Annotated in this window: 23 protein-coding genes; 12 read left to right on the top strand and 11 right to left on the bottom strand. The window is 41.7% G+C overall.

Features of this window, described 5'->3' with window-relative positions:
• Positions 1-125 precede the first annotated feature (125 nt).
• The 4 genes from ACLOAU_RS20330 (at position 126) to ACLOAU_RS20315 (ending at position 4,547) form a co-directional block, all read left to right on the top strand.
• A complete protein-coding gene (locus ACLOAU_RS20330) occupies positions 126-1,400 on the top strand; it encodes an MFS transporter (RefSeq protein WP_427863733.1) in 1,275 nt (424 codons plus the stop codon).
• A 58-nt stretch (positions 1,401-1,458) separates the two neighbouring features.
• On the top strand, positions 1,459-2,700 hold the full coding sequence (locus ACLOAU_RS20325; RefSeq protein WP_427863732.1) for a nucleoside permease: 1,242 nt from the start codon (positions 1,459-1,461) through the stop codon (positions 2,698-2,700).
• Positions 2,693-3,574, top strand: coding sequence for a hydroxypyruvate isomerase family protein (locus tag ACLOAU_RS20320; RefSeq protein ID WP_427863731.1), 882 nt, complete (start codon positions 2,693-2,695; stop codon positions 3,572-3,574). The genes ACLOAU_RS20325 and ACLOAU_RS20320 overlap by 8 nt, the downstream gene beginning before the upstream one ends.
• Before the next feature lie 103 nt (positions 3,575-3,677).
• Entirely contained in the window at positions 3,678-4,547 is an 870-nt protein-coding gene (locus tag ACLOAU_RS20315; protein WP_427863730.1) for a TIM barrel protein, read from the top strand.
• Positions 4,548-4,849: 302 nt separating this feature from the next.
• Here ACLOAU_RS20315 and tpiA read toward each other — a convergent pair whose 3' ends face one another.
• The 4 genes from tpiA to ACLOAU_RS20295 all read right to left on the bottom strand — a co-directional run bounded on the left by tpiA (position 4,850) and on the right by ACLOAU_RS20295 (position 7,903).
• The gene (gene tpiA / locus ACLOAU_RS20310; protein ID WP_427863729.1) at positions 4,850-5,611 is read right to left on the bottom strand and encodes a triose-phosphate isomerase; all 762 of its coding nucleotides are present in this window, start codon (positions 5,609-5,611) and stop codon (positions 4,850-4,852) included.
• Between the two features lie 14 nt (positions 5,612-5,625).
• A complete protein-coding gene (locus tag ACLOAU_RS20305) occupies positions 5,626-6,855 on the bottom strand; it encodes a putative sugar nucleotidyl transferase (protein ID WP_427863728.1) in 1,230 nt (409 codons plus the stop codon).
• A gap of 108 nt (positions 6,856-6,963) precedes the next feature.
• Entirely contained in the window at positions 6,964-7,212 is a 249-nt protein-coding gene (locus tag ACLOAU_RS20300) for a type B 50S ribosomal protein L31 (protein WP_427863727.1), read from the bottom strand.
• Between the two features lie 199 nt (positions 7,213-7,411).
• Entirely contained in the window at positions 7,412-7,903 is a 492-nt protein-coding gene (locus ACLOAU_RS20295; protein WP_427863726.1) for a YajQ family cyclic di-GMP-binding protein, read from the bottom strand.
• A gap of 75 nt (positions 7,904-7,978) precedes the next feature.
• Here ACLOAU_RS20295 and ACLOAU_RS20290 point away from each other — a divergent pair, with 75 nt between their 5' ends.
• From ACLOAU_RS20290 to ACLOAU_RS20260, 7 genes are all read left to right on the top strand, one after another.
• Positions 7,979-9,040, top strand: coding sequence for a threonine aldolase family protein (locus tag ACLOAU_RS20290; RefSeq protein ID WP_427863725.1), 1,062 nt, complete (start codon positions 7,979-7,981; stop codon positions 9,038-9,040).
• A 7-nt stretch (positions 9,041-9,047) separates the two neighbouring features.
• A complete protein-coding gene (locus ACLOAU_RS20285; protein ID WP_427863724.1) occupies positions 9,048-9,440 on the top strand; it encodes a DoxX-like family protein in 393 nt (130 codons plus the stop codon).
• Between the two features lie 4 nt (positions 9,441-9,444).
• Positions 9,445-10,191 (top strand): DUF2071 domain-containing protein, encoded by a 747-nt coding sequence (locus ACLOAU_RS20280; RefSeq protein WP_427863723.1) that lies wholly within the window; start codon positions 9,445-9,447, stop codon positions 10,189-10,191.
• Entirely contained in the window at positions 10,176-10,940 is a 765-nt protein-coding gene (locus ACLOAU_RS20275) for a class I SAM-dependent methyltransferase (RefSeq protein ID WP_427863722.1), read from the top strand. The genes ACLOAU_RS20280 and ACLOAU_RS20275 overlap by 16 nt, the downstream gene beginning before the upstream one ends.
• The gene (locus ACLOAU_RS20270) at positions 10,924-11,322 is read left to right on the top strand and encodes a hypothetical protein (RefSeq protein WP_427863721.1); all 399 of its coding nucleotides are present in this window, start codon (positions 10,924-10,926) and stop codon (positions 11,320-11,322) included. Before ACLOAU_RS20275 ends, ACLOAU_RS20270 begins: the two co-directional genes overlap by 17 nt.
• Before the next feature lie 56 nt (positions 11,323-11,378).
• On the top strand, positions 11,379-13,031 hold the full coding sequence (gene pgi, locus ACLOAU_RS20265; RefSeq protein ID WP_427863720.1) for a glucose-6-phosphate isomerase: 1,653 nt from the start codon (positions 11,379-11,381) through the stop codon (positions 13,029-13,031).
• Positions 13,032-13,150: 119 nt separating this feature from the next.
• Positions 13,151-13,606, top strand: coding sequence for a hypothetical protein (locus tag ACLOAU_RS20260; protein ID WP_427863719.1), 456 nt, complete (start codon positions 13,151-13,153; stop codon positions 13,604-13,606).
• Positions 13,607-13,785: 179 nt separating this feature from the next.
• Here ACLOAU_RS20260 and ACLOAU_RS20255 read toward each other — a convergent pair whose 3' ends face one another.
• On the bottom strand, positions 13,786-14,475 hold the full coding sequence (locus tag ACLOAU_RS20255) for an SIR2 family NAD-dependent protein deacylase (protein ID WP_427863718.1): 690 nt from the start codon (positions 14,473-14,475) through the stop codon (positions 13,786-13,788).
• Positions 14,476-14,579: 104 nt separating this feature from the next.
• Between ACLOAU_RS20255 and ACLOAU_RS20250 the strand changes: the two genes are divergently transcribed.
• The gene (locus ACLOAU_RS20250) at positions 14,580-15,230 is read left to right on the top strand and encodes a hypothetical protein (RefSeq protein ID WP_427863717.1); all 651 of its coding nucleotides are present in this window, start codon (positions 14,580-14,582) and stop codon (positions 15,228-15,230) included.
• A 142-nt stretch (positions 15,231-15,372) separates the two neighbouring features.
• Here ACLOAU_RS20250 and ACLOAU_RS20245 read toward each other — a convergent pair whose 3' ends face one another.
• The 6 genes from ACLOAU_RS20245 to ACLOAU_RS20220 form a co-directional block, all read right to left on the bottom strand.
• Complete coding sequence (locus tag ACLOAU_RS20245; protein ID WP_427863716.1) at positions 15,373-16,275, bottom strand: DUF4349 domain-containing protein; 903 nt, start codon at positions 16,273-16,275, stop codon at positions 15,373-15,375.
• A gap of 88 nt (positions 16,276-16,363) precedes the next feature.
• Entirely contained in the window at positions 16,364-17,932 is a 1,569-nt protein-coding gene (locus tag ACLOAU_RS20240) for a vWA domain-containing protein (RefSeq protein ID WP_427863715.1), read from the bottom strand.
• A gap of 21 nt (positions 17,933-17,953) precedes the next feature.
• Positions 17,954-18,604 (bottom strand): hypothetical protein, encoded by a 651-nt coding sequence (locus ACLOAU_RS20235; RefSeq protein ID WP_427863714.1) that lies wholly within the window; start codon positions 18,602-18,604, stop codon positions 17,954-17,956.
• 288 nt (positions 18,605-18,892) lie between these two features.
• Positions 18,893-19,759: a flavin reductase family protein gene (locus tag ACLOAU_RS20230; RefSeq protein WP_427863713.1), complete on the bottom strand. Its 867-nt coding sequence runs from the start codon at positions 19,757-19,759 to the stop codon at positions 18,893-18,895.
• Between the two features lie 47 nt (positions 19,760-19,806).
• Positions 19,807-20,193 (bottom strand): GxxExxY protein, encoded by a 387-nt coding sequence (locus tag ACLOAU_RS20225; RefSeq protein WP_427863712.1) that lies wholly within the window; start codon positions 20,191-20,193, stop codon positions 19,807-19,809.
• Positions 20,194-20,345: 152 nt separating this feature from the next.
• Complete coding sequence (locus ACLOAU_RS20220; RefSeq protein WP_427863711.1) at positions 20,346-21,338, bottom strand: fumarylacetoacetate hydrolase family protein; 993 nt, start codon at positions 21,336-21,338, stop codon at positions 20,346-20,348.
• Between the last annotated feature and the right edge of the window lie 4 nt (positions 21,339-21,342).

Genomic DNA, 21,342 nt, shown 5'->3' with positions numbered 1-21,342 from the left:
GGAGCCTTTTGTTGTATAATCACTTAATAAAAAGTCAGAACACATATATTTGCTATGGATTAAAATGTTACATTTAGCCATAAAATTGTTTTTCCTTTTACCGACAAACTATAACGAAAGCAAGCATGAAGACAATCAACAGGTCGCAACTATTTACAGCAAGTTGCCTGGCCTTACTCGTAACCTCCCTTTCATTCGGCATCCGGGCTGGCATATTAAATAAGCTGGGAGTTGATTTTGGATTAGACAAGGCCGAATTAGGCACCATCGCCGCAACAGCATTCTGGGGTTTTCCTCTTGCAGTAGTTATTGGCGGTCTCATAGTAGATGTTGTTGGAATGAAGAAGCTATTACTCTTTGCTTTCATCTTTCATTTGATCGGCATTATACTCACCATCTTCGCCGGCAAATTCGATAATCCGTTCTGGTCTCTTTTCTTTTCAACGCTGCTTATTGGCATCGCCAACGGAACGGTAGAGGCTGCATGTAACCCTTTAGTTACAGCCCTGTTCCCCGAAAATAAAACCACCAAACTCAATCACTTTCATTTATGGTTTCCCGGAGGTATCGTACTGGGTACGCTTATCGTCTACTTCTTTGATAAAATTGCACTGGGATGGCAGATTCAGGTAGCTATAATGATCATTCCCGCACTTATTTACGGTTTTTTGTTCGCCAAACAACATTTCCCTGTTACCGAAAGAGTTGCCAACGGTATATCTACTGGTGAGATGTATAAATCACTAGCCAATCCACTTTTTATTTTTATGATCATCTGCATGTTCGGAACTGCAATTACGGAGTTATTCACCGGGCAGTGGATCGATGTCTTACTAAGAAATGTAACGGATAATGCCTTGTTGGTGCTAACGGTATCAACTGGTGTAATGGTAATAGGACGGGCTTTTGCCGGGCCTATTGTAGAAAAACTGGCACCACAGGGCGTATTGTTAATGTCTGCTATACTGGCTACCCTGGGTTTATATCTCCTGGGTAACACCAGCGGTAATATGATTTTCGTAGGGGCCCTGGTATTTGGAGCCGGTGTTTGTTATTTCTGGCCTACCATGCTGGGGTTTGTGGCCGAATACCTTCCTAAAACCGGCGCTGTAGGATTAAACCTTATGGGAGGCGCAGGTATGTTCGCCGTGTCTATTTATATGATGTTTATGGGCGGGGTTTACGATAAATATATTGCTGAGAAATTACCTCAGGGTGCCGACATTAAGATTTACAATTCGGCGGAGGCTACTGAAGAAATGAAGCTGGCTTTGAGTGAAGCCAACCGTGCGGCAGGACCCGAAATCATCAACACCACATTAATCATTCCGGTTATTTTAATTGCAGCATTTATTGGCCTTAACCTGTACATGCGTAAAAGAAGACAACTGGCATTATAAAAAATTAACCAGGCCGCTGGCCTGATCATAAAGATTGATCAATTAAAAAAATACAGCAATGAAGCCCACTATCAAGGTACAGTTATCCTTCATGATGTTTCTCGAATTCTTCATCTGGGGAGCATGGTTTGTAACCTTAGGAACCTTTTTAGCCAAGAACTTAAATGCCACTGAATTCGAAAAAGCCAATGTGTTTTCGACCCAATCATGGGGGGCTATTATTGCACCTTTTATTATTGGCCTGATTGCCGATCGCTTTTTTAATGCAGAAAAGATATTGGGCATACTTCACCTCGTAGGTGCAGGTCTGATGTATATGATGTTTAAATCAGAAAACACTGCAGCATTTTACCCCTATGTTTTGTCATACATGATCTTATATATGCCAACACTGGCTCTGGTAAACTCTGTATCTTTCAGACAAATGCAAAACCCTGAAAAGGAGTTCCCTTCCATCAGGATCTTTGGAACAATCGGCTGGATCTTGGCAGGACTAATCATCAGCTATGTTTTCCACTGGGATAACGAACAAAATAATACAACCAACGATACGTTGAGAAATACATTTCTCATGGCTTCTATTGCCTCACTGGTATTAGGACTATTTAGTTTTACGCTTCCCAAAACGCCCCCCAAGAAAGCAGGACAGGGAGCTTCCATCAGCCAGATATTAGGGTTGGATGCGCTTCAATTATTAAAAGATAAAAACTTCCTGGTATTCTTTATTTCTTCTATTCTCATATGCATTCCCCTGGCTTTTTATTATGCTAATGCGAATGTATTCCTAACGGATGTCGGCCTGGAAAATCCAACCGCTAAAATGGCGATCGGCCAGGTGTCAGAAGTATTGTTCCTTTTACTAATTCCGTTTCTGTTTAAAAGATTTGGGTTTAAGAATACTATTTTAATAGGTATGCTGGCATGGGCAGTAAGGTATTTGCTGTTTGCCTATGGAAATGCCGGTGAGCTTTCCTTTATGCTGATTTTGGGAATTGCACTTCATGGTATTTGCTATGACTTCTTCTTTGTGTCCGGACAAATTTACACAGATGCAAAAGCCGGTGAAAGGTATAAAAGTTCGGCACAGGGACTTATTACACTTGCCACTTATGGAATAGGACAATTAATTGGCTTTTGGGTAGCAGGTTATATAGGTAATAAATATAAAGACCTTGCATCTGCATCCGTAAGCGATTTCTGGCAACATGTTTGGCTGGTGCCTGCCGGCATTGCCGCCGTTGTTTGCTTCCTGTTTGCAGTAATTTTCAGAAACGATAAAAAAACAGCTACAAATGCATAGCAGAAGAAACATGCTTAAAACATTAGCTGCCGGCTCTGTTGCCGCCAGCCTCTCTCCCTTAACTACATTTGCGAACGAAGAAAAACCGATGTATCAACTAAAAGGAAATATTAACCATAGTGTATGCCAGTGGACTTTTGGCAAAGTGCCCCTGGAAGAATTATGTGTAACCGTAAAAAAAATGGGGCTTAATGCCATCGACCTGCTGGCGCCTAAAGACTGGCCCACTATTCAAAAACATGGTATCACCTGCAGCATGTGCTATATACCGGGTAAAGTAAGCCTGGTAGACGGTTTTGCGGGAACCGAATTTCACGCAGGATTGATCAAAGATTACGAAGAAGGTATCCCTCTTGTAGCCAAAGCGGGTTATAAAAACCTGATCTGCTTTAGCGGTAACCGGCGCGGTATGGATGACGAAACAGGTTTAAAAAACTGTGTAGAAGGTTTAAAAAAAATACTGCCGCTTGCTGAAAAGCATAAAGTAGTTTTGGTGATGGAACTACTGAACAGCAAAGTAGATCATAAGGATTACATGTGTGATCATACAGCCTGGGGCGCAGAACTTTGTAAAAGATTAGGCAGTGAAAACTTTAAATTGCTATACGACATTTACCACATGCAGGTAGATGAAGGCAATGTGATTGCCAATATTAAAGCCAATCATCAGTATATTGCTCATTACCACACAGCAGGCGTTCCGGGCCGGCATGAGCTGAATGACAAACAGGAGCTATACTACCCTGCTATTATGAACGCTATTCTTGAAACAGGCTTCAAAGGCCACGTAGCACAGGAGTTCATTCCTACAGGGAAAACCGATCAGGAACGTTTTAAAGCGCTGGAGCAGGCGGTACAGATTTGTGATGTGTAGAGGCAAGAGCGTGAATAGTCAATAGTCAATGGCCAATAATAGCTGTTAATTGCAACGAAGCGAAAATATAGTATTAAGAAGGATTCTATTAAAACTTTGAAAAATGGATAGAAAAGATTTTTTAAAAATGAGTGGCGGCGCAGCCCTGGGTATGGCATTGGCCTCCTGTGGCGCCGGTGGCAAGTCTGCAGGTAACCGTGGCACTATCAAAAACCTGGGTATACAATTATATTCACTGCGTGATGATTTACCGAAAGACCCGAAAGGTGTGTTAAAAAAGCTGGCCTCGTTTGGTTATAAAGAAATTGAGAGTTATGAAGGAGCTAACGGTATGTTCTGGGGCATGTCGAATACCGATTTTAAAAAGTATATGGACTCACTGGGATTAACTATCGTGAGCAGCCATTGCGATTATAAAAAAGATTTTGAAAGAAAGGCCGCAGAAGCCGGTGCTATTGGCATGAAGTACCTGATATGCCCTTGGTTGGGTAAACAACGCAGATTGGATGATTATAAAAAAGCAGCTGACGACTTTAACAAAGCCGGTGAGATATGCCAGAAAAACGGGATCCGCTTTGCTTATCACAACCACGACTATTCATTCAGGATACAGGACACGCAATATCCGCAGGATATTATGATGAAGAATACGGATCCGGCATTGGTAGACTTTGAAATGGATATGTATTGGGTGGTTACAGCAGGGCAGGATCCAATAGAGTGGATGAAAAAATATAAATGGAGATTCAAACTCTGCCATATAAAGGACCGTAAAAAAGACATGCCTTTTAAAGACGGCGAGCCTAACCAAAGCTGCATCGTAGGCAAAGGTTCTATCGACTACAAATCAATATTGGCTCAGGCAAAAAGCCTGGGCATGCAGCGTTATATTTTAGAGCAGGAAGCTTACGAAAAAGCGCCATTGGATTGTGTGAAAGAAGGGGCTGCTTATTTAAACAACCTGGTATTTTAATTGAAGCTGATAAAAATAAATGAAAGCCGTTGCCATACGAAGCAACGGCTTTTATGTTATAGCCTGTAATAAACAGGTATCAAAATGATTACTACATATGGTTTAACCTCCGCTCGAGGCCAGTTAAGACACTGACCTGGGCTATGCTGAGGTTTGTGCTCTACAAACCAACTGGATGCATGTCTATAAAATTGATGCCGGTTTATTAAAAGAACACTATTCAGAAGTACCCGAATTAAAAGAGCCAGGCCTGATGGCCTGGATTCAGTATATATAGCTTATAGCTGGTAAAGTAAATTTACTTATTTCAGCGCCTTAATAATCTCAATAAAATCCAAAGCTACTAATGATGCGCCTCCCACAAGACCACCATCTACATCAGGAGAAGCAAAGATCTCTTTTGCATTATTTGCCTTTACACTACCGCCATAAAGGATAGATATTTCATTGGCTACCTCAGCACCATATTGGGCAGCCAGTACTGAACGCAGGTGCGCATGCATTTCCTGAGCCTGCTCAGTGGAAGCGGTTTTACCAGTGCCTATTGCCCAGATGGGTTCATAAGCAATCACTACTTTTTGCACTTCTTCAGCTGATAAATGGAACAAGGATTCTCTTAACTGAACTTCAACAAAGCTATTTTGTGTATTCGCTTCCCTGATATCCAAAGACTCTCCGCAACAAAAGATCGGAGTGATTTCTTTTTCCAGCAACAGGTTTACTTTTTCTGCCAAAACCTGGTTTGTCTCGCCAAAGTATTCTCTTCTTTCGCTATGCCCTACAATGCAATGTTTGATATGAATAGAGTCCAGCATATCTACAGACACTTCACCTGTATAAGCACCCGATTTTTTATTGCTGCAGTTTTGCGCCGCTATATAATAGTTCTTTAACGTAGTTGTTTTTTCCTTTGCCATGATCAGGTAAGGAAAAGGTACAGCAAAAATCACTTCATGGTTTTCTTTGCTTCCCAGGTCATTTTCCAGAATACTTGCCAGCAACTGTTGTCCTTCTGTATAAGTAAGGTTCATTTTCCAGTTTGCTGCTGCAATTTGTTTTCTCATTTTTAAAAATTGTTTTATCGTTTATTGTAAAGTTCTGTCAATATACTTTTTTGGATGTCACTTAATGCAGCTCCCTTTAACCGCATCCAGGCATCAGCATCTCTTAATGCCTTATCCAGCTTGTACACATATTCCTGTTTCCCGGATATACGTTCGTCTGTGTATTGGCGGGATAAATCGCCCAGTCCCGATTCAAATCCCCAGCTAAAATTAGGAATAATTTTCGGAGTGAGCCCCTTTCCAAACAGATGAGCGCTTACGCCCACCCAGGTACCTGTGTTAATAGACGTATTAATGGCCGTCCGGCTAAAATCCCCCATGATCACTCCGCCTTTCTTCTGGCCGGTCACAAGGAGTGCATCGGGTAGCTGGTAGTTCACATCGCCTATATTGTTCTTCATATTACTACTACTGGTGCCGGCGCCAAAATTACACCACTCGCCTATTACCGAATCCCCGATATAGCCATCGTGTCCTTTATTAGAGTTAGCAAAGAATACAGCATTCTTCACCTCTCCACCTATTACACAACCCGGCCCAATAGTAGTTGCCCCGTAAATAGCGGCTCCCATTTTCACTACCGCGTTCTCTCCAATATAGATAGGGCCCCGTAAACAAACGCCTTCCATCACCTGTGCATTTCTTGCAATAAAAATGGGACCTTCTTCCGCATTGAGCATAGCATGCCTTATTACAGCGCCCTGTTCAATAACAATATTTTCGGGGGCTATTAACCTGTTAGAGGGATCAACCGGTTGGCTAACACACTTTTGCTTCAATATCTCATAATCATACAATAATGCATCCTTATTAAACAGGTTGATTTGTGTAACAGCCCCGAGCAGCTTAAAATCTGCCGGCTCAAGGCTTGCTATTGGCTGAAGGCTCTCAACATCTGGTGATTGCATTGTACAGCCTGCCAGCATTGTGTTATCCTTCGACACAATGGACTGACCGGGAAGCAACGTTTTTATCTTTCGCACCAATTCTGTATCGGGTAACAGATTAGCGGGTAGAATGTACTTCACAACATCATCGCCGGCTTCTTCTAAACTCACTGACGGAAAAAACGCTGACAGCCGGTTATCTTTTAAATCAATAGAGGATGCATCCAGGAGTTGCTCCCATTTTTCACGGATAGTTAATGCACCCACCCTGAAATCCTGCACCTTTCTGGTAAAAATAAATGGCTGAAGAAAAGTAAGCTCGCAATGAGCGGGAGCAAAGGCTATAACCTGTTTCATATTGAGGGTTCTAAGATAAGCATTTGCAATGAAGCATAGGTTGAGTAGGTGCCAAAAAAAACCTCTGCTTTTGCAGAGGCTCTTAGTAAAATAAATTCCTGGGGAAAATTATTTCTTCGCGTATTTCTTTTTGAACTTATCAATACGACCCGCTGTATCAACCAGCATATTTTTACCAGTAAAGAAAGGGTGAGAAGTACTGGAGATCTCCAATTTAATTACCGGATACTCATTACCATCTTCCCATTTAATAGTTTCTTTAGAATTTGCAGTAGATTTTCCTAAAAAAGCATCACCGTTACTCATGTCTTTAAAAACAACAAAACGGTAGCTTTCGGGGTGGAGACCTTGTTTCATAATTGTATGATTTTTAAGGTTGTACGGATTTTGCCGTACAAATTATTTAATAAATTTATCCTTAGAATTGCTTCAAAGGAGTGCAAAGGTACAATAAATTTGTGATTTAAGGTTTAAGATTTGAAATTTACCTGATGCTGCTTCACTGGTGATCGTATCACATCCTGGTTCCAATTCCTATTCCCCGTTCACTACCCCTTTAACTTCTCATATTCTCCACCTGTAACGGTATATCCAGGCCCCAGCCTTTCGAAGCCTGTATCACTTCCTGTAAATCATCAATTTTTTTACCCGTAACTCTCACCAGGTCGTCGTTAATAGACGCCTGTACTTTTAAACCAGCGTCTTTAATATGTTTAATAATCTTTTTGGCATCTTCCTGCTTCAGGCCATTTCGCACCTGGATCTCTTTTTTCCAGGCTTTGCCGATCATGCCCCCCTCCTTACTTAAATCAAAAGCTTCGGGAGAAATACCCTGTTTATGAGCACGATTCACTAATACATCAATCAGCTGTTTCATCTTCATATCGTCTTCAGTCTCTACCTTCAGGGTATAGTTTTTCTTATCCAGGTCTATCACCAGGTGAGAGCCTTTAAAATCGAAACGGTTGGCGATCTCTTTACTTACAACATTTACAGCGTTATCTAACGCCTGTGCATCTACCTTACTTACAAAATCAAATGATGGCATAAAATTGCTCCTGTTTTAAAAAATTAATAATGGCAGCCGGTTGGCAAAGATACAGTACAAACTTCGTGCAAATGAATGCATTCTCCTAAATTTGAATCTATAACCAATAAGCATATGATCATCGATTTCCGGTCAGATACCGTTACCCGTCCAACCCCGGCTATGTTAGAAGCCATGATGAAAGCCACAGTTGGCGATGATGTTTTCGGAGAAGATCCTGCTGTCAATGAACTGGAGCAAACGGCCGCCACCTTATTCGGCAAAGAAGCAGCTTTGTTTTGTCCCAGCGGAACTATGACCAACCAGATTGCTATTAAATGTCATACACAACCTGGTGATGAAGTAATCTGCGACGCCGATGCCCATATTTATCAATATGAAGGAGGGGGGATTGCGGCTAATTCAGGAGCCTCTGTCAAGTTGTTACCTGGCGACCGGGGTCGCATCAATGCTTTGCAGGTTGAGCAAGCCATTCAACCCGATGATGTACACCGGCCACGCACCAGCCTGGTTTGTGTAGAAAACACCAGCAACCGGGGTGGCGGCAGTTGCTACGACCTCGAAGAACTAAAAAAAATAAAACAGGTTTGTGACAATAACGGGTTACCCTTTCATATAGATGGGGCCAGACTGTTTAATGCCCTGGTTGCAAAAAATGAAACACCCCGCCCATACGGGGAGTTGTTCGATAGTATTTCGATCTGTTTATCGAAAAGCCTGGGATGCCCTGTTGGCAGCTTGTTGCTGGGAGATGCGCGCTTTATTAAAAAAGCAAAGCGCGTAAGAAAACTCTTTGGTGGCGGTATGCGCCAGGTGGGTTACCTGGCGGCGGCCGGCATTTACGCATTGCAACACCATATTGAAAGGTTGAGTGAAGACCATGAACATGCCAAGACGATAGGAGCCGCATTGCAAACACAGAACTATGTAGAAAGGGTAATGCCGGTAGAAACCAATATCGTCATTTTTGAAACGAAGGGGATCAGCGCTAAAGACCTGGTAGCTCAATTGAAAGAACATTCGGTCCTCGCCTATGCAATTGCTCCTGATAAAGTGAGGCTGGTATTACACCTGGATATTACAAAGGATATGGTAACGAGAACGATACAAATACTGGAAAACTTAAAAATCGCTTAGTTCGGCATTGACAACTGCTTACGCATACATATTCATTTATCGAACCCTTCAATATGCGATAGCTTTTATATGGATCGCAAACGGGCTTTTTTGTAAAATACTCAACCTGGTGCCTAGGCACACCCAAATTGTGGCCACCATACTCCATACACCTTATGCGCGCGTTATAACCGGCGGTATCGGTTTCAGTGAACTGTTGATGGCAATTTGGATCATTAGCGGAATAAAAGCAAGATTGGCAGCTGTAACACAAATGATCATCATTGCAGCAATGAACATCATTGAGTTTCTGCTTGTTCCCGAACTTCTATTATGGGGAAGATTGAATATCATCTTTGCGTTTTTATTAATCGGTCTTATCTACTATCATCAGTTCATTTTGCATAAAAAGATTTGCTAATCGTATGTTGAACTTTTTAAAAAATCATCCTTTTGCCGTGGAAGCTTTTTTTGAAAGATCTACCGTACTAACATTTGCGGTGCCTAAACAAGAAATAACAGCTTTAATACCCGAATGCCTCACACCCGATACATTTAATGACCAATGGGCTTTCATCGCAATAGCCATGGTAGCGACCCGAGACCTTCGGCCTAAAGGCTGGCCACGATGGATGGGCAGTGATTTCTTACTTGTTGGCTACAGAGCTTTTGTCAGATACAGGAATAATGCAGGAAAAAATCTCCGGGGGTTATACATCTTTAAATCGGAAACCAATAAACAAAAGATGCAGATTGGTGGAAATATATTCACACATTATCATTACACAACAGCTGATATTACGGAAAGGTCAACCTCAGACACTATTCATATATCCTCGCAACAATCAGGCTTTAATGCCGGATTATCCCATGCATCGACAGAAGATATTTCACTACCACCCGACTCTCCTTTTGCAACATGGAAAGAAGCCAGGAGATTTGCCGGCCCACTACCCTTTACCTTCACCTATAATCCTGCGAATCAAAAAGTATTGATTATTGAAGGCGTAAGACAACACTGGCAGCCGTCTCCTGTCAAAGTATTAAATTACGATTTTACATTCTTAAAGCAATTAAACGTTAGTGCACCAGTTCTGGCAAGTGCATTTATGGTTGAGAACATACCCTACTATTGGAAAAAAGGAAAAATAGAAAAATGGATCGGCCATTAAGACAGCCTCTTCAGGGCACCATCAATATTATCAGGTTTAACTGGCCACTTTACACCATAGCTTTGGGGTTAGTATTGGTGTTGGCAATTTCGGGATACCTGATTCCTTCATTCAAATATATCTGCCTCATAGCAGGATCAGCGATATTTTTACCGATTCTGTTATCACTTCTTACTTCCTGGTTTGTGTACGACTACAGCTCACTTTATCAACTACCCTGGATCCATCAATTAAAAGGACAGCCTACGGACGTGATCGTTAACATCAATGCCGGCTTTGACGAAACTTCGGATACAATTAAAGCGACGTTGTCTTATCAACATTTCTACATTTTTGACTTTTATAATCCGGATACTCATACCGAAGCTTCTATTAAAAGAGCCCGGAAACGCTATCCCGCACCAGAAGAAACGCGGTCGATACAAACCCATAGCATTCCCCTCAACGACAATTCCGTTGACAAAATATTCGTCATCTTTTCAGCGCATGAAATAAGAGACGAGGCAGAACGTATTCTTTTCTTCAGTGAACTGCATAGAATACTAAAACAGGGCGGTCGCATTTATCTCACAGAACATTTGCGTGACATCGCTAATCTGCTTGCTTACAATATCGGCTTTTTGCATTTTTACACCGGGAATATGTGGCAATGCAACATTGAACAATCTGGCCTTCGTATCGTACAACAACAGAAAACCACACCATTTGTCACTACTTTTACGATCTTAAAAAATGGAATTTCATCTTAAGCTTATTGGCAGTCTTTTAATAGTGCTTGCATTGGCACATATCTTTTTCCCCAGGTATTTTAACTGGAAAGCAGAACTACAATCTTTAAGCATGATCAACCGGCAAATCATGTATGTACATGCATTTTTCATTGGCTTAATGGTTTTATTAATGGGTATTTTGTGCGTAAGCAACTACCCGGATCTCATTGAGACTCCCCTTGGCCGGAAAGTTTGTTTGGGATTGGGTTTATTTTGGGCCTGCCGCCTGGCGATACAGTGGTTTGGATACTCGCCCAAATTATGGAGAGGCAAAAGCTTTGAAACGGCCATACACATCATCTTAACCATTTTCTGGATCTATCTCAGCATTGTTCTCCTATCAATTTATTATGTTTTTTAATTCATACGATATCCTTCCTTATCTTCAACCCATAAACAAAAAAACAAACTATTTATATGCTACCAACAATCAATCCGGCAAAAACAAAAGCCTGGAAGCAATTATTAAGTCATGCTGAAGAAGCAAAGCAATGGAACATGCGGCAATTATTTTCTGCAGATGCGCAACGTGCAACCAGTTTCTCTTTGCAGCATGGGGATATTTATTTCGACTATTCCAAGAACAAGATCAACGCAAAGACCCTACAGCTGTTATTATCCCTTGCAGAACAAACCGAACTACCAGCGGCGATCAAATCTATGTTTGGCGGCGATAAGATCAACCAAACCGAAAACAGATCGGTGCTGCATATAGCTTTAAGAAACTTCGGTTCTAAAGCTATTAAAAGCGATGGCAAAGATGTGATGCCGGAAGTAAGAGCCGTACAAAATAAAATGAAAGCTTTTTGCGAAGCCGTTCATTCGGGTAAACATGTTGGCTATACAGGCAAAAAAATAAAATCCATTGTAAACATCGGTATCGGAGGCAGCGACCTGGGGCCATTAATGGTAACTGAAGCATTAAAGCCTTATACCGTAAAAGGAATTGAAGCCTATTTCGTTTCAAATGTAGATGGCACCCATATTGCAGAAACACTTAAAAAGGTAAATCCAGAAACTACTTTATTCCTTATTGCTTCCAAGACCTTTACCACGCAGGAAACGATGACTAATGCGTTAACTGCCCGCGACTGGTTCCTGAAAAAAGCAAAAGACCCGCAACATGTGGCTAAGCATTTTGCAGCTTTAAGCACCAACAGCAAGGAGGTTGAAAAATTCGGCATCGATACCAATAATATGTTTGAGTTCTGGGACTGGGTGGGAGGCCGTTATTCTTTATGGAGCGCTATTGGCCTGTCTATTGCCTTAACCATTGGCTATGATAATTTTGAAGAATTACTGAAGGGAGCTCACGACGCCGACGAGCATTTTAAAACCACAAGAAAACTCGAAAAAAATATCCCGGTGATTATGGCGTTGGTAGGACTCTGGAACACAACCTTCCAGGGAGCCCAGTCGGAGGCTATTTTACCTTACGACCAATACCTGCATCGTTTTGCAGCCTATTTCCAACAGGGCAATATGGAAAGTAATGGTAAAAGTGTTGACCGTAGTGGTAAGAAAGTTGCTTATCAAACAGGGCCGATCATCTGGGGCGAACCGGGCACTAACGGGCAACATGCTTTTTACCAGTTAATACACCAGGGCACTGAGATCATACCCTGTGACTTTATAGCACCTGCGCAAACACATAATCCTATAGGCGACCACCATGAGAAGCTGTTAAGCAATTTCTTTGCACAAACAGAAGCCTTAATGAACGGGAAAAACCTGGCCGAAGTAAAAGCTGAGTTAAAGCAACAGGGACTCGATGCGGCTGCTATCAATAAATTGGCGCCTTTCAAAGTATTTGAAGGCAACAAACCCACCAATTCGTTCTTAATTAAGAAGATCACACCATTTACACTGGGTCAATTGATCGCTTTTTATGAGCACAAAATATTTGTACAGGGTGTTATATTCAACATATTCAGCTTCGATCAGTGGGGCGTTGAACTGGGTAAACAACTGGCTAATAAAATATTGCCTGAATTGCAAAACAGCGATAAAGTAACCAGTCACGATAGCAGTACCAATACTTTGATCAATTTATATAAGAAACTAAGATAAGAACGGCATTTGTTCTTCTAAAAGCTGGTTGCCCCGGGTAACCAGCTTTTTTTGTCTAAAAAAAATAGAAAACTGTTGTGTAATGCAAAGTCTTTTTGCATCATAACGGAAACTGGTATATGAAAATACTTACTTCCCTGCTTTTTTGCTTGATTTCGGTTAGCTCCTTTGCTCAAAGCAACCTGACGCAAACTACTCCGGCCCCCACCTCGTCTTTTAATGCAGAACCGGAAAACTGGCTGGATACCACCAACATGTACAATAGCAGGTATGGCGCTGTCGCCAGGCTAACACAGGATAATATGCCCTGCATTATGCCGTATGCCGCTGCTGTTCATATTCCAAATGCAGCTAAAAGAAGAACAACACCGCAGGAAATCCCTAATTTCTGGAAATACAAAAGGCCACAAAATTTCCCTGGCAAACCGATGCCCCTTCCGGAAAGTTTACAAAAACCCCAATCATTTAAGTCGCCCGGAATATGGAAACAGGAAATACTGGCAGCAAAACCTATCCCTGGTATCGAAAACCAAATTAAGTTTCCCGTGAAAGACAAAAATCCCAAACAACCTTAACCTGCAAAGAAATACTCGATATGCCGTTGCCTAACCTTGCCACAAGCTAATTGCAGATGATGATTTTCAGATCCGCGTCCGCTTATTCACAGCAGCTCGGGATGAAACCGGTTAGTGATAAATGCAAGCAGCAGCCGACATCATTAAACAAAAAATGAACCTCATCTACCAAAGGCATATTACAGTAGTGCTCGTAATATGCCCGCCAGCTCTTTTACTCCCTCGGTGGCAGGCTTTTCTATGGTCACCAGATTAGACACTGATTTTACAGCAGGTATATTTTTGTCAATTACAAATTTAGGGCTATGAAAAGGAGCGATATCAATTAAGCCTGCTGCGGGATATACTACTAACGACGTGCCGATCACGACGAAGATATCAGCCTTTCTGGTAATAGCTATTGCTTTTTCGATCATGGGTACAGCTTCTCCAAACCAAACAATATCAGGGCGAAACTGACCTCCGTCTTCTGCAAGATCTCCCAACCTTATATCGCCTTTTATTTCAACAGAAGGTGACAGGGATTTAACACTACGCATCTTAAATATCTCACCATGTAAATGGATTATATTGGATGATCCACCCCGTTCATGTAAGTCATCAATATTTTGGGTAATAATCTGTACATCAAACCATTGCTCTAATTCGGCAAGTCCTGTATGAGCTGCATTAGGCAAGGCTTCCAAAGCCTGCTTCCGGCGCATATTATAAAAATCAAGTACCAGTCCAGGATTTCGCTTCCATCCCTCGGGTGATGCCACTTCGGTAACATCATATCCTTCCCAGAGCCCATCGCTATCTCTAAAAGTACGGATTCCGCTTTCTGCGCTAATACCCGCTCCTGTTAGTACCACCAGTTTTTGCTTCATTCAACAAAGGTATGGTCAAAAAAATACTGGTTTCTTAGTACAGAAATAAACTGGTTAACTTTTATTTTTGCCCGGTTTAATTTATACCCATAAACTCAATGAAAATGCGAAAACTCTTAATGATGGCCTTTATAGGCCTGGCTCTTTTTTCCTGTTCCAAAAAAGATAAAGTAGATGGTAACGACGAACCCCCGATTAACCCTATTCCCGGCCTGGGTGAAACCGCCGGCGACATTCCAGGTACGGCCTTCGTACTTCCACAGGGTATTGTACTAGAAGGTGCCATTACCGGTGAAAGCCTGAACCCCCTTTGTAAAGAAGTAGGAACCGGCAGGTTTGTAGACGTTTACCTGATACTTAAAAACACTGCGTCAGCTGCTGTCAATGTTACACTCCCCGCGGGTTTAACACTTAAATCGGTTAGTGGTGAAGACCAGAATGGTATTTTAGCCGATAGTTACGATATTAGTATAGCGCAGGGTACAGCATGTATTATAAAACTAAATGCATATTGTGCCAATGCCTCCAAACATCCCTCCAGTTATACATCCCGTTATACCTTTGGGCCTATATGTAATGCACCAGCTATAACATATCTGTTAAAGCTGCTTAAAAATAAAGACCTTAGCAAGGACGAGGATCATTCGGCCCAGGGTATCATCTGGATGATAACAGACAATACCACTGCCTCTGAAAATTCAGGTACTGTATGGAAACTGGTTAAAGAACAGATCGCCCTTTTGCCTAATAAGTAAACGAATAAGTGATATAAAAGACAGCCGGTCTGATTTGATAGTACCGGCTGTCTTTTTAACTGCTGTAAACTAACCCTGGAAAGCTGCTACAACAGTCTGCCTATTGGCCGACAGCATATAGCAATGAGCATATCTGGGGTATTTATGGATTCCTTTTTTCAGACCTCCAGCGCCTGCGGCTTCGTTTAACAATAAAAATTATTAATATCATTATGATCCAAATAGGCCAGGCGCTTACAAAAGCAATAAAGATCTCACTCAACATGGAAGCTCCATTTTTTATGGCCTTGCCGGTGCGACTCCAAAAACCAGTATTTACATTATAATTTTCATTTCCGCTATTGGGCTCGAAATAAGTAAGATTGATGGTGCTGTATCTTGCCTGCCCTGAAAGCCGCGCCAGGAGAGCTTCTGCAGATTCAATATCTTCCTGGATATTATTGATCTCCTGCTGTATTTTTAATACATCTTCTATTTTTGAAGCCTTACTTAGAAACTCAAGATACTTATCCCTGGTAGCCTTCCTGGTTTCAAGTCTTGCCCGGGTATCAATAACTTCACTGGTAATATCTTCAGAACTGATATTCTTCTGCAATTGCTTAACTTCTGTTGGAGCCAGTTCAGTAATTAAACTATCGAACAACTCAACCGGAACCTTGATGACCATTGTGGTCTGACCATTATTATCTGCTGCATTATTATCTTCTTTAAAAATATAGGCGTTATACTTATTTAGCAGTTTTCGCACATACCGATTGTAATCTTTGTTGCTTTTAACCTCGTGAATCAAATTAGCGGTTCTAATAATCTGCCTGGTCTTTTCTGAGATCGGCATATTTTCGCGAGCCCAAAAATCTTTGTCATTAGACGGAGCTTTTGACATTGTCTTCATTTCTTCCGCCGCTTTTTTTTGAAGAGCCACATCCTGAAGTGTTGTTGCAGGGTTTACGCTTACTGTTGGTAATGCTTCACTTCGATCCGTAGCCCTGCTGCAACTCATACAAATCAGGGACCAGGTAAGCAGTATATAAAAATTTGACTTCATTGGTTCATTTTGGGATTTAGAAAATGCTGCATATTCGTAGAACCTTTTGCATATTGCGGTTAGATACAAAAACTAAAAAAAAATATCACTAATCTTCAAGCCCTCCACTAAGACTCCTGGCCGCTTTTATAAGATCTGTAAACTCCGATCTATATCCATTTTCATCAATACCTTTGGCGGTTTTGGCTATAGCCAGCGCCTGCTCATAGCTTGCTTTGCTTTTGTATTCAGAATTCCGTAGCACCATACCAAACTCTGCCACAGCAGCTGCCAACCTGAAATTCTCGCTGGCATCCTTCCAATCCTCATCATTATCAGGAACAGCAAGGGTTATTTTCCGGCTCTCCTCTTCATCGGGCTTTTTATACCGGAGCTTCACGGTAAATAATTCCTCTGAGTTATTGCCTGACACACTGCCGGTCTTCTGATATTTTAAATGATCTACAGTTTTTACAAAGTCACTTTTCACGCCTACCGGGATTACTTCATATAAAGCTGTCACTGTATGTCCGGCTCCTATTTCCCCCGCATCTTTTTGATCATCGTTAAAGTCTTCCTTGTTCAGCATCCGGTTTTCGTATCCAATCAATCGATAAGCCTGCACTTTGGCCGGGTTAAACTCCACTTGTATTTTAACATCTTTAGCAATAGTGAAAAGCGTACCGCTCAATTCGTTAACCAATACTTTTCTTGCCTCCTGTATTCCATCGATATAATAATGATTACCATTTCCCTTATCTGCCAGTTGTTGCATATTATTATCCTGGTAATTACCCGTACCAAATCCTAATACAGACAAGAACACACCACCTTCCCGTTCCTTTTCAATCAGCCTCACCAATTCATCTTCACTGCTCATTCCAACATTGAAATCTCCATCGGTTGCTATAATCACCCGGTTATTGCCGTTCTTTTTAAAATGCTCGCGGGCAACTTTATAAGCTAGTTGAATGCCTTCACCACCCGCAGTAGAACCACCTGCTTCGAGGTCTTCAATGGCATCTGCTATATCCGATCTGTCCGCTCCACTTGTTGATGGCAGCGCCAGGCCAGCGCTACCCGCGTAAGTAACAATTGATACATTATCATTTTCACGCAAATTCTTTGTAAGCATTAGTAATGACTTTTTCAGTAAGGGCAGTTTATCTTCATCCTGCATGGATCCTGAAACATCAATCAAAAACACCAGGTTAGAAGGAGGCAGTTCCTTTTTTTCGATTTCTTTTCCTTTCAAAGCGATATGCACCAGTTGGTGCTTTTCATTCCATGGGCACCCGGCGACTTCTGTTATCACGTTAAAAGGGTCGTTGCCTGAAGGTTGCTGATAATCGTAATCAAAATAGTTGATCATTTCTTCGATACGAACAGCACCTGCCGGAGGGAGCTGGCCACTATTTAAAAACCGCCGTACATTACTATAAGCAGCCTTGTCAACATCAACTGAAAAAGTAGATAATGGTTGATCGAGGGCAGTAGCAAAGCTATTTTCCGTTATATGAGCATAACCTTCTCCACTAAAGTCTTTTTCCTGATCGAGCGGCGCAACCTGGTCCGCTACCGCCTCTACCGCCACTTCAGAAGTTCTGTTTTTGTAGGATTGATTACAGGCATAGCCCAGCCAGGGCAATATTGCTATTGCAAAAATGAATCGTTTCATAAAGTTTTTATTAACTGGTTATTAAAGTATATTATTAGTAATTGAATCTGTTTTTAAATAGGTATCGCCTTTTGTAAAACCGTGCTGATTAACGAATTTTTTAAATTGCTCTTTATCGGGTTTTACAAGCAACGCTTTGTCATCATCCTTTTTAACCTGGGTAATATGCTCCATCACCTTCACTTCATTTGCAGTTTCTATATTGGCAAGATTGATTACATTATCCCTGAACGAGAGCCTGGTAACCCACCACGTATTGTCTTCCAGTTTATAGTTCAGGTAATAGTCGTCTCCCTCTGCCTTCAACAATTGGTGTTGGTCGGCCAGATTAAAAACGGTGTCAACATACCTGTACCCGGTAAATGAGGAATCAGTAATCCTGGTTATCTTATATTTCCGGCCGGCCTTATTTAGGGTATCTCCTTTTAGTGATTCATTTGTATTCAATTGGCTTTCCAGTACAGTATCTCCAGATGACTTAACGGTGAAAATCAGCTCCGGAGTAATGAATAATTCTTTATCATTGTCATAGTCAAAATAACGTCCCGCCAGGTTACCGGGAATTTCCTTTAAAATATCATTCGTGGCAGGTTGAGGTTCTTCAAACACTACGGTGTTACAGGCAATAAGCAACCAGGGCAATATTGCTATTGCAAAAAATAAGCGTTTCATTATGTAAGTTTTTTTATAGTTAAAAGTTGAGGCGAGCCTCAGGCAGTAAGCAACATTGATATCAACTCCGGACATCCATATCAGTATGCTAATGGCTTATCTATTTTTTGATAGATACTTCTTAATACTGTTTCTACGAAAATGGTAATCCGTAAAATTTGTTAAGGATTGGTAAAATATCAGAAAAGATTAAAATCTCCTGTAGATGGGTGATTACCTAAGCGGCGCCCCGCACATATTAAAATACATGCTGCCAGGCAAACATTTGTAATCAGGAAGTCAGTTAGCTTAAGACCTTAGCAGCACCTGCCATGCTTCCGCTACTTTTCCGGCAGCAATAAGATGAGCAGCATATTGATGTATGGTTTCAGATTTGTTATTGGCATCAGCCAGCAATTGTTCGAAATGTATATCTGAAAATCCAGGCTGTTGTTGCGGTAGTACTTCAACATTGGCAAGAATGCCCAGGTCGTTACCCGAGAGCACTTTACTATTACGGATCGGTGCTGGCAAGGCATCAAATCCGATGCCCAGCTTCACATTAGGTTTCTCTACTTCAAAAAGATTGGTTTCATCAATTTTGCAATACCAATTCCCCCCCAGACGTGCTACATGCTTCAACTTTCGTTGATCGATCCTGCCGTTACCATTCACAATACTCTCGTCTAAATGTATCCGCAACACCTCACATATAACCAGGTTCCCGGCACCCCCTTTATCGCCCAGCGGTTTTACCTCAAGTACCTTGCATTCCATTTTGGCTTTGCTCTCTTTTACCAGCGGAGGTTGTATTAATTGAGCGGGCTGCACGGTGAAACCGGCTTTATCAAATTCGGAAACGTCTTTTCCGTATTCACAGCTTGCAAGAGAAGTTTGCTGCACCATATCGTAATCCACTATATTGATCGCCACTTCCGGAACCTCCAGCACGTTCTCCAAAGTATGTTTAATAGTATTATCTCTCACCCTGCGCGAAGGACTGAATACGACTATTGCCGGGTCGGTAGAAAATAAATTAAAAAAACTAAAAGGGCTTAAATTAACCCGGCCGGCTTTATCGATAGTACTTGCAAAACATATGGGCCGCGGCGCAATGATATGCTGCAGGTAATACTGTTTATCGATAGTGCTGAGTTGTTGTAAATCTAAAATCATTGTTTTTATTTCACCGCGGAGAAAGGAGAAAAAGAGTTTACGCTGAGCTAAAAATTATTTACGATCCTGATGAAGCCATCCTTCAACAAAGGAACATTAAAATTTATAAGATATCCAAGCTTTTTATTTGCCAATTTTAAATAAGTGATTAATTGCGCTTTAAAAATTGGCTCTATTCTGTCAACAGCCTTTATCTCGAGTATAATTTCATTCTCTACCAAAATGTCCATTACATATATTTTACCTAAAGGCACCTCTTTATAACTCATCTCTACGGGCGCCTGCACCTTTGTGTGAATTTCTCTAAGATATAATTCTCGGACCAATGCTATTACGTATGCAGATTCTAACAAACCAGGACCTAATTCCCTATGTACCGTAATGCAGGCATCAAGAATTATTCCTCCAAATTTATTCAGTGTTTCGTTTGTCATAGTTTATGTATTAGCCTGCGTTTCCCTTTCTCAGAGGTTAATGTTACTTTTTCAACGACCGATTTCTAACCTCTAATATACTCCACTTTCCTAAAATCTCATTCGTCATAATCTCCGCGTTAACTCCGCGTTCTCACTTCTCCGCGGTGACATCACTTTTTCAACGTTAATATACTCCAATCTGTATTTTCAGCAATGATGGTATTTTTCAAAGTTCCCAGGCCTTCTATTTCCATTACCACTTCATCGCCGTCCTGTAGCCACTGCTCCTTATATTCCGGGTCGTTTAACTTACCGGTACCGTTCAACTCCAAAAAGCAACCAGTGCCTACAGTACCACTTCCAATTATATCGCCCGGGTAAAGATCTACACCGTAAGAAGCCCTTTCAATGATCTCCGCAAAGGTCCAGTCCATATCACCCAGGTTACCGGCACTTACCTGTACGCCATTTACACTACAGGTCATTTTCAAATCCCAGTTTTTGCCAGTGTGGTTTTCTTTGGGTGCAATTTCGAAGTTGCTCAGCTCATCCAGCGTCACCAGCCACGGGCCTATAACTGTTGCAAAATCTTTCCCTTTTGCCGGTCCCAGGTTCAATAGCATTTCCTCCATTTGCAAAGTACGGGCACTCAAATCATTCATGATCACCAACCCCGCGATATGCGCGTCAGCCGCTGCCGCTTTGATATTACGCCCGCCTTTCCCAATCACAATAGCGGCTTCCAACTCAAAATCCAGCTTCTGAAAATGATCGGGCATACACCTGATGGCTCCAGGCCCCTGAATACTATTATGATTGGTAAAATAGAATATGGGATAAGCATCAAACTCCGGTATCATGGGCACTTTGCGGTTGCGGCGCGCTGCCGACACATGCTGCCTGAAGGCATAACCATCCCGGCAAGAAGTAGGACGCGGCACCGGTGCTAATAATTCAATGCTATCCAGCTCCAGCCTATTTGAATATTTACCCGCTACAATTTCATTATGAATAACCACCAGGCGCGGATACCATTCCTCCCATCCGCTCAATAAACCGGACATAGTACCAGGCATTTCCATCCCGCTTGTTGGATAAACATATTGATCCATCAATATCCCACACTGTTCATTGCCATTATATATATAAGATACCAGTTTCATATTC

It is taken from the genome of Paraniabella aurantiaca (assembly GCF_050309965.1).
Taxonomy (GTDB): domain Bacteria; phylum Bacteroidota; class Bacteroidia; order Chitinophagales; family Chitinophagaceae; genus Niabella.
The sequence above is the reverse complement of the archived record's forward strand: the minus strand, read 5'-3'. Positions and strand labels throughout refer to the sequence as shown.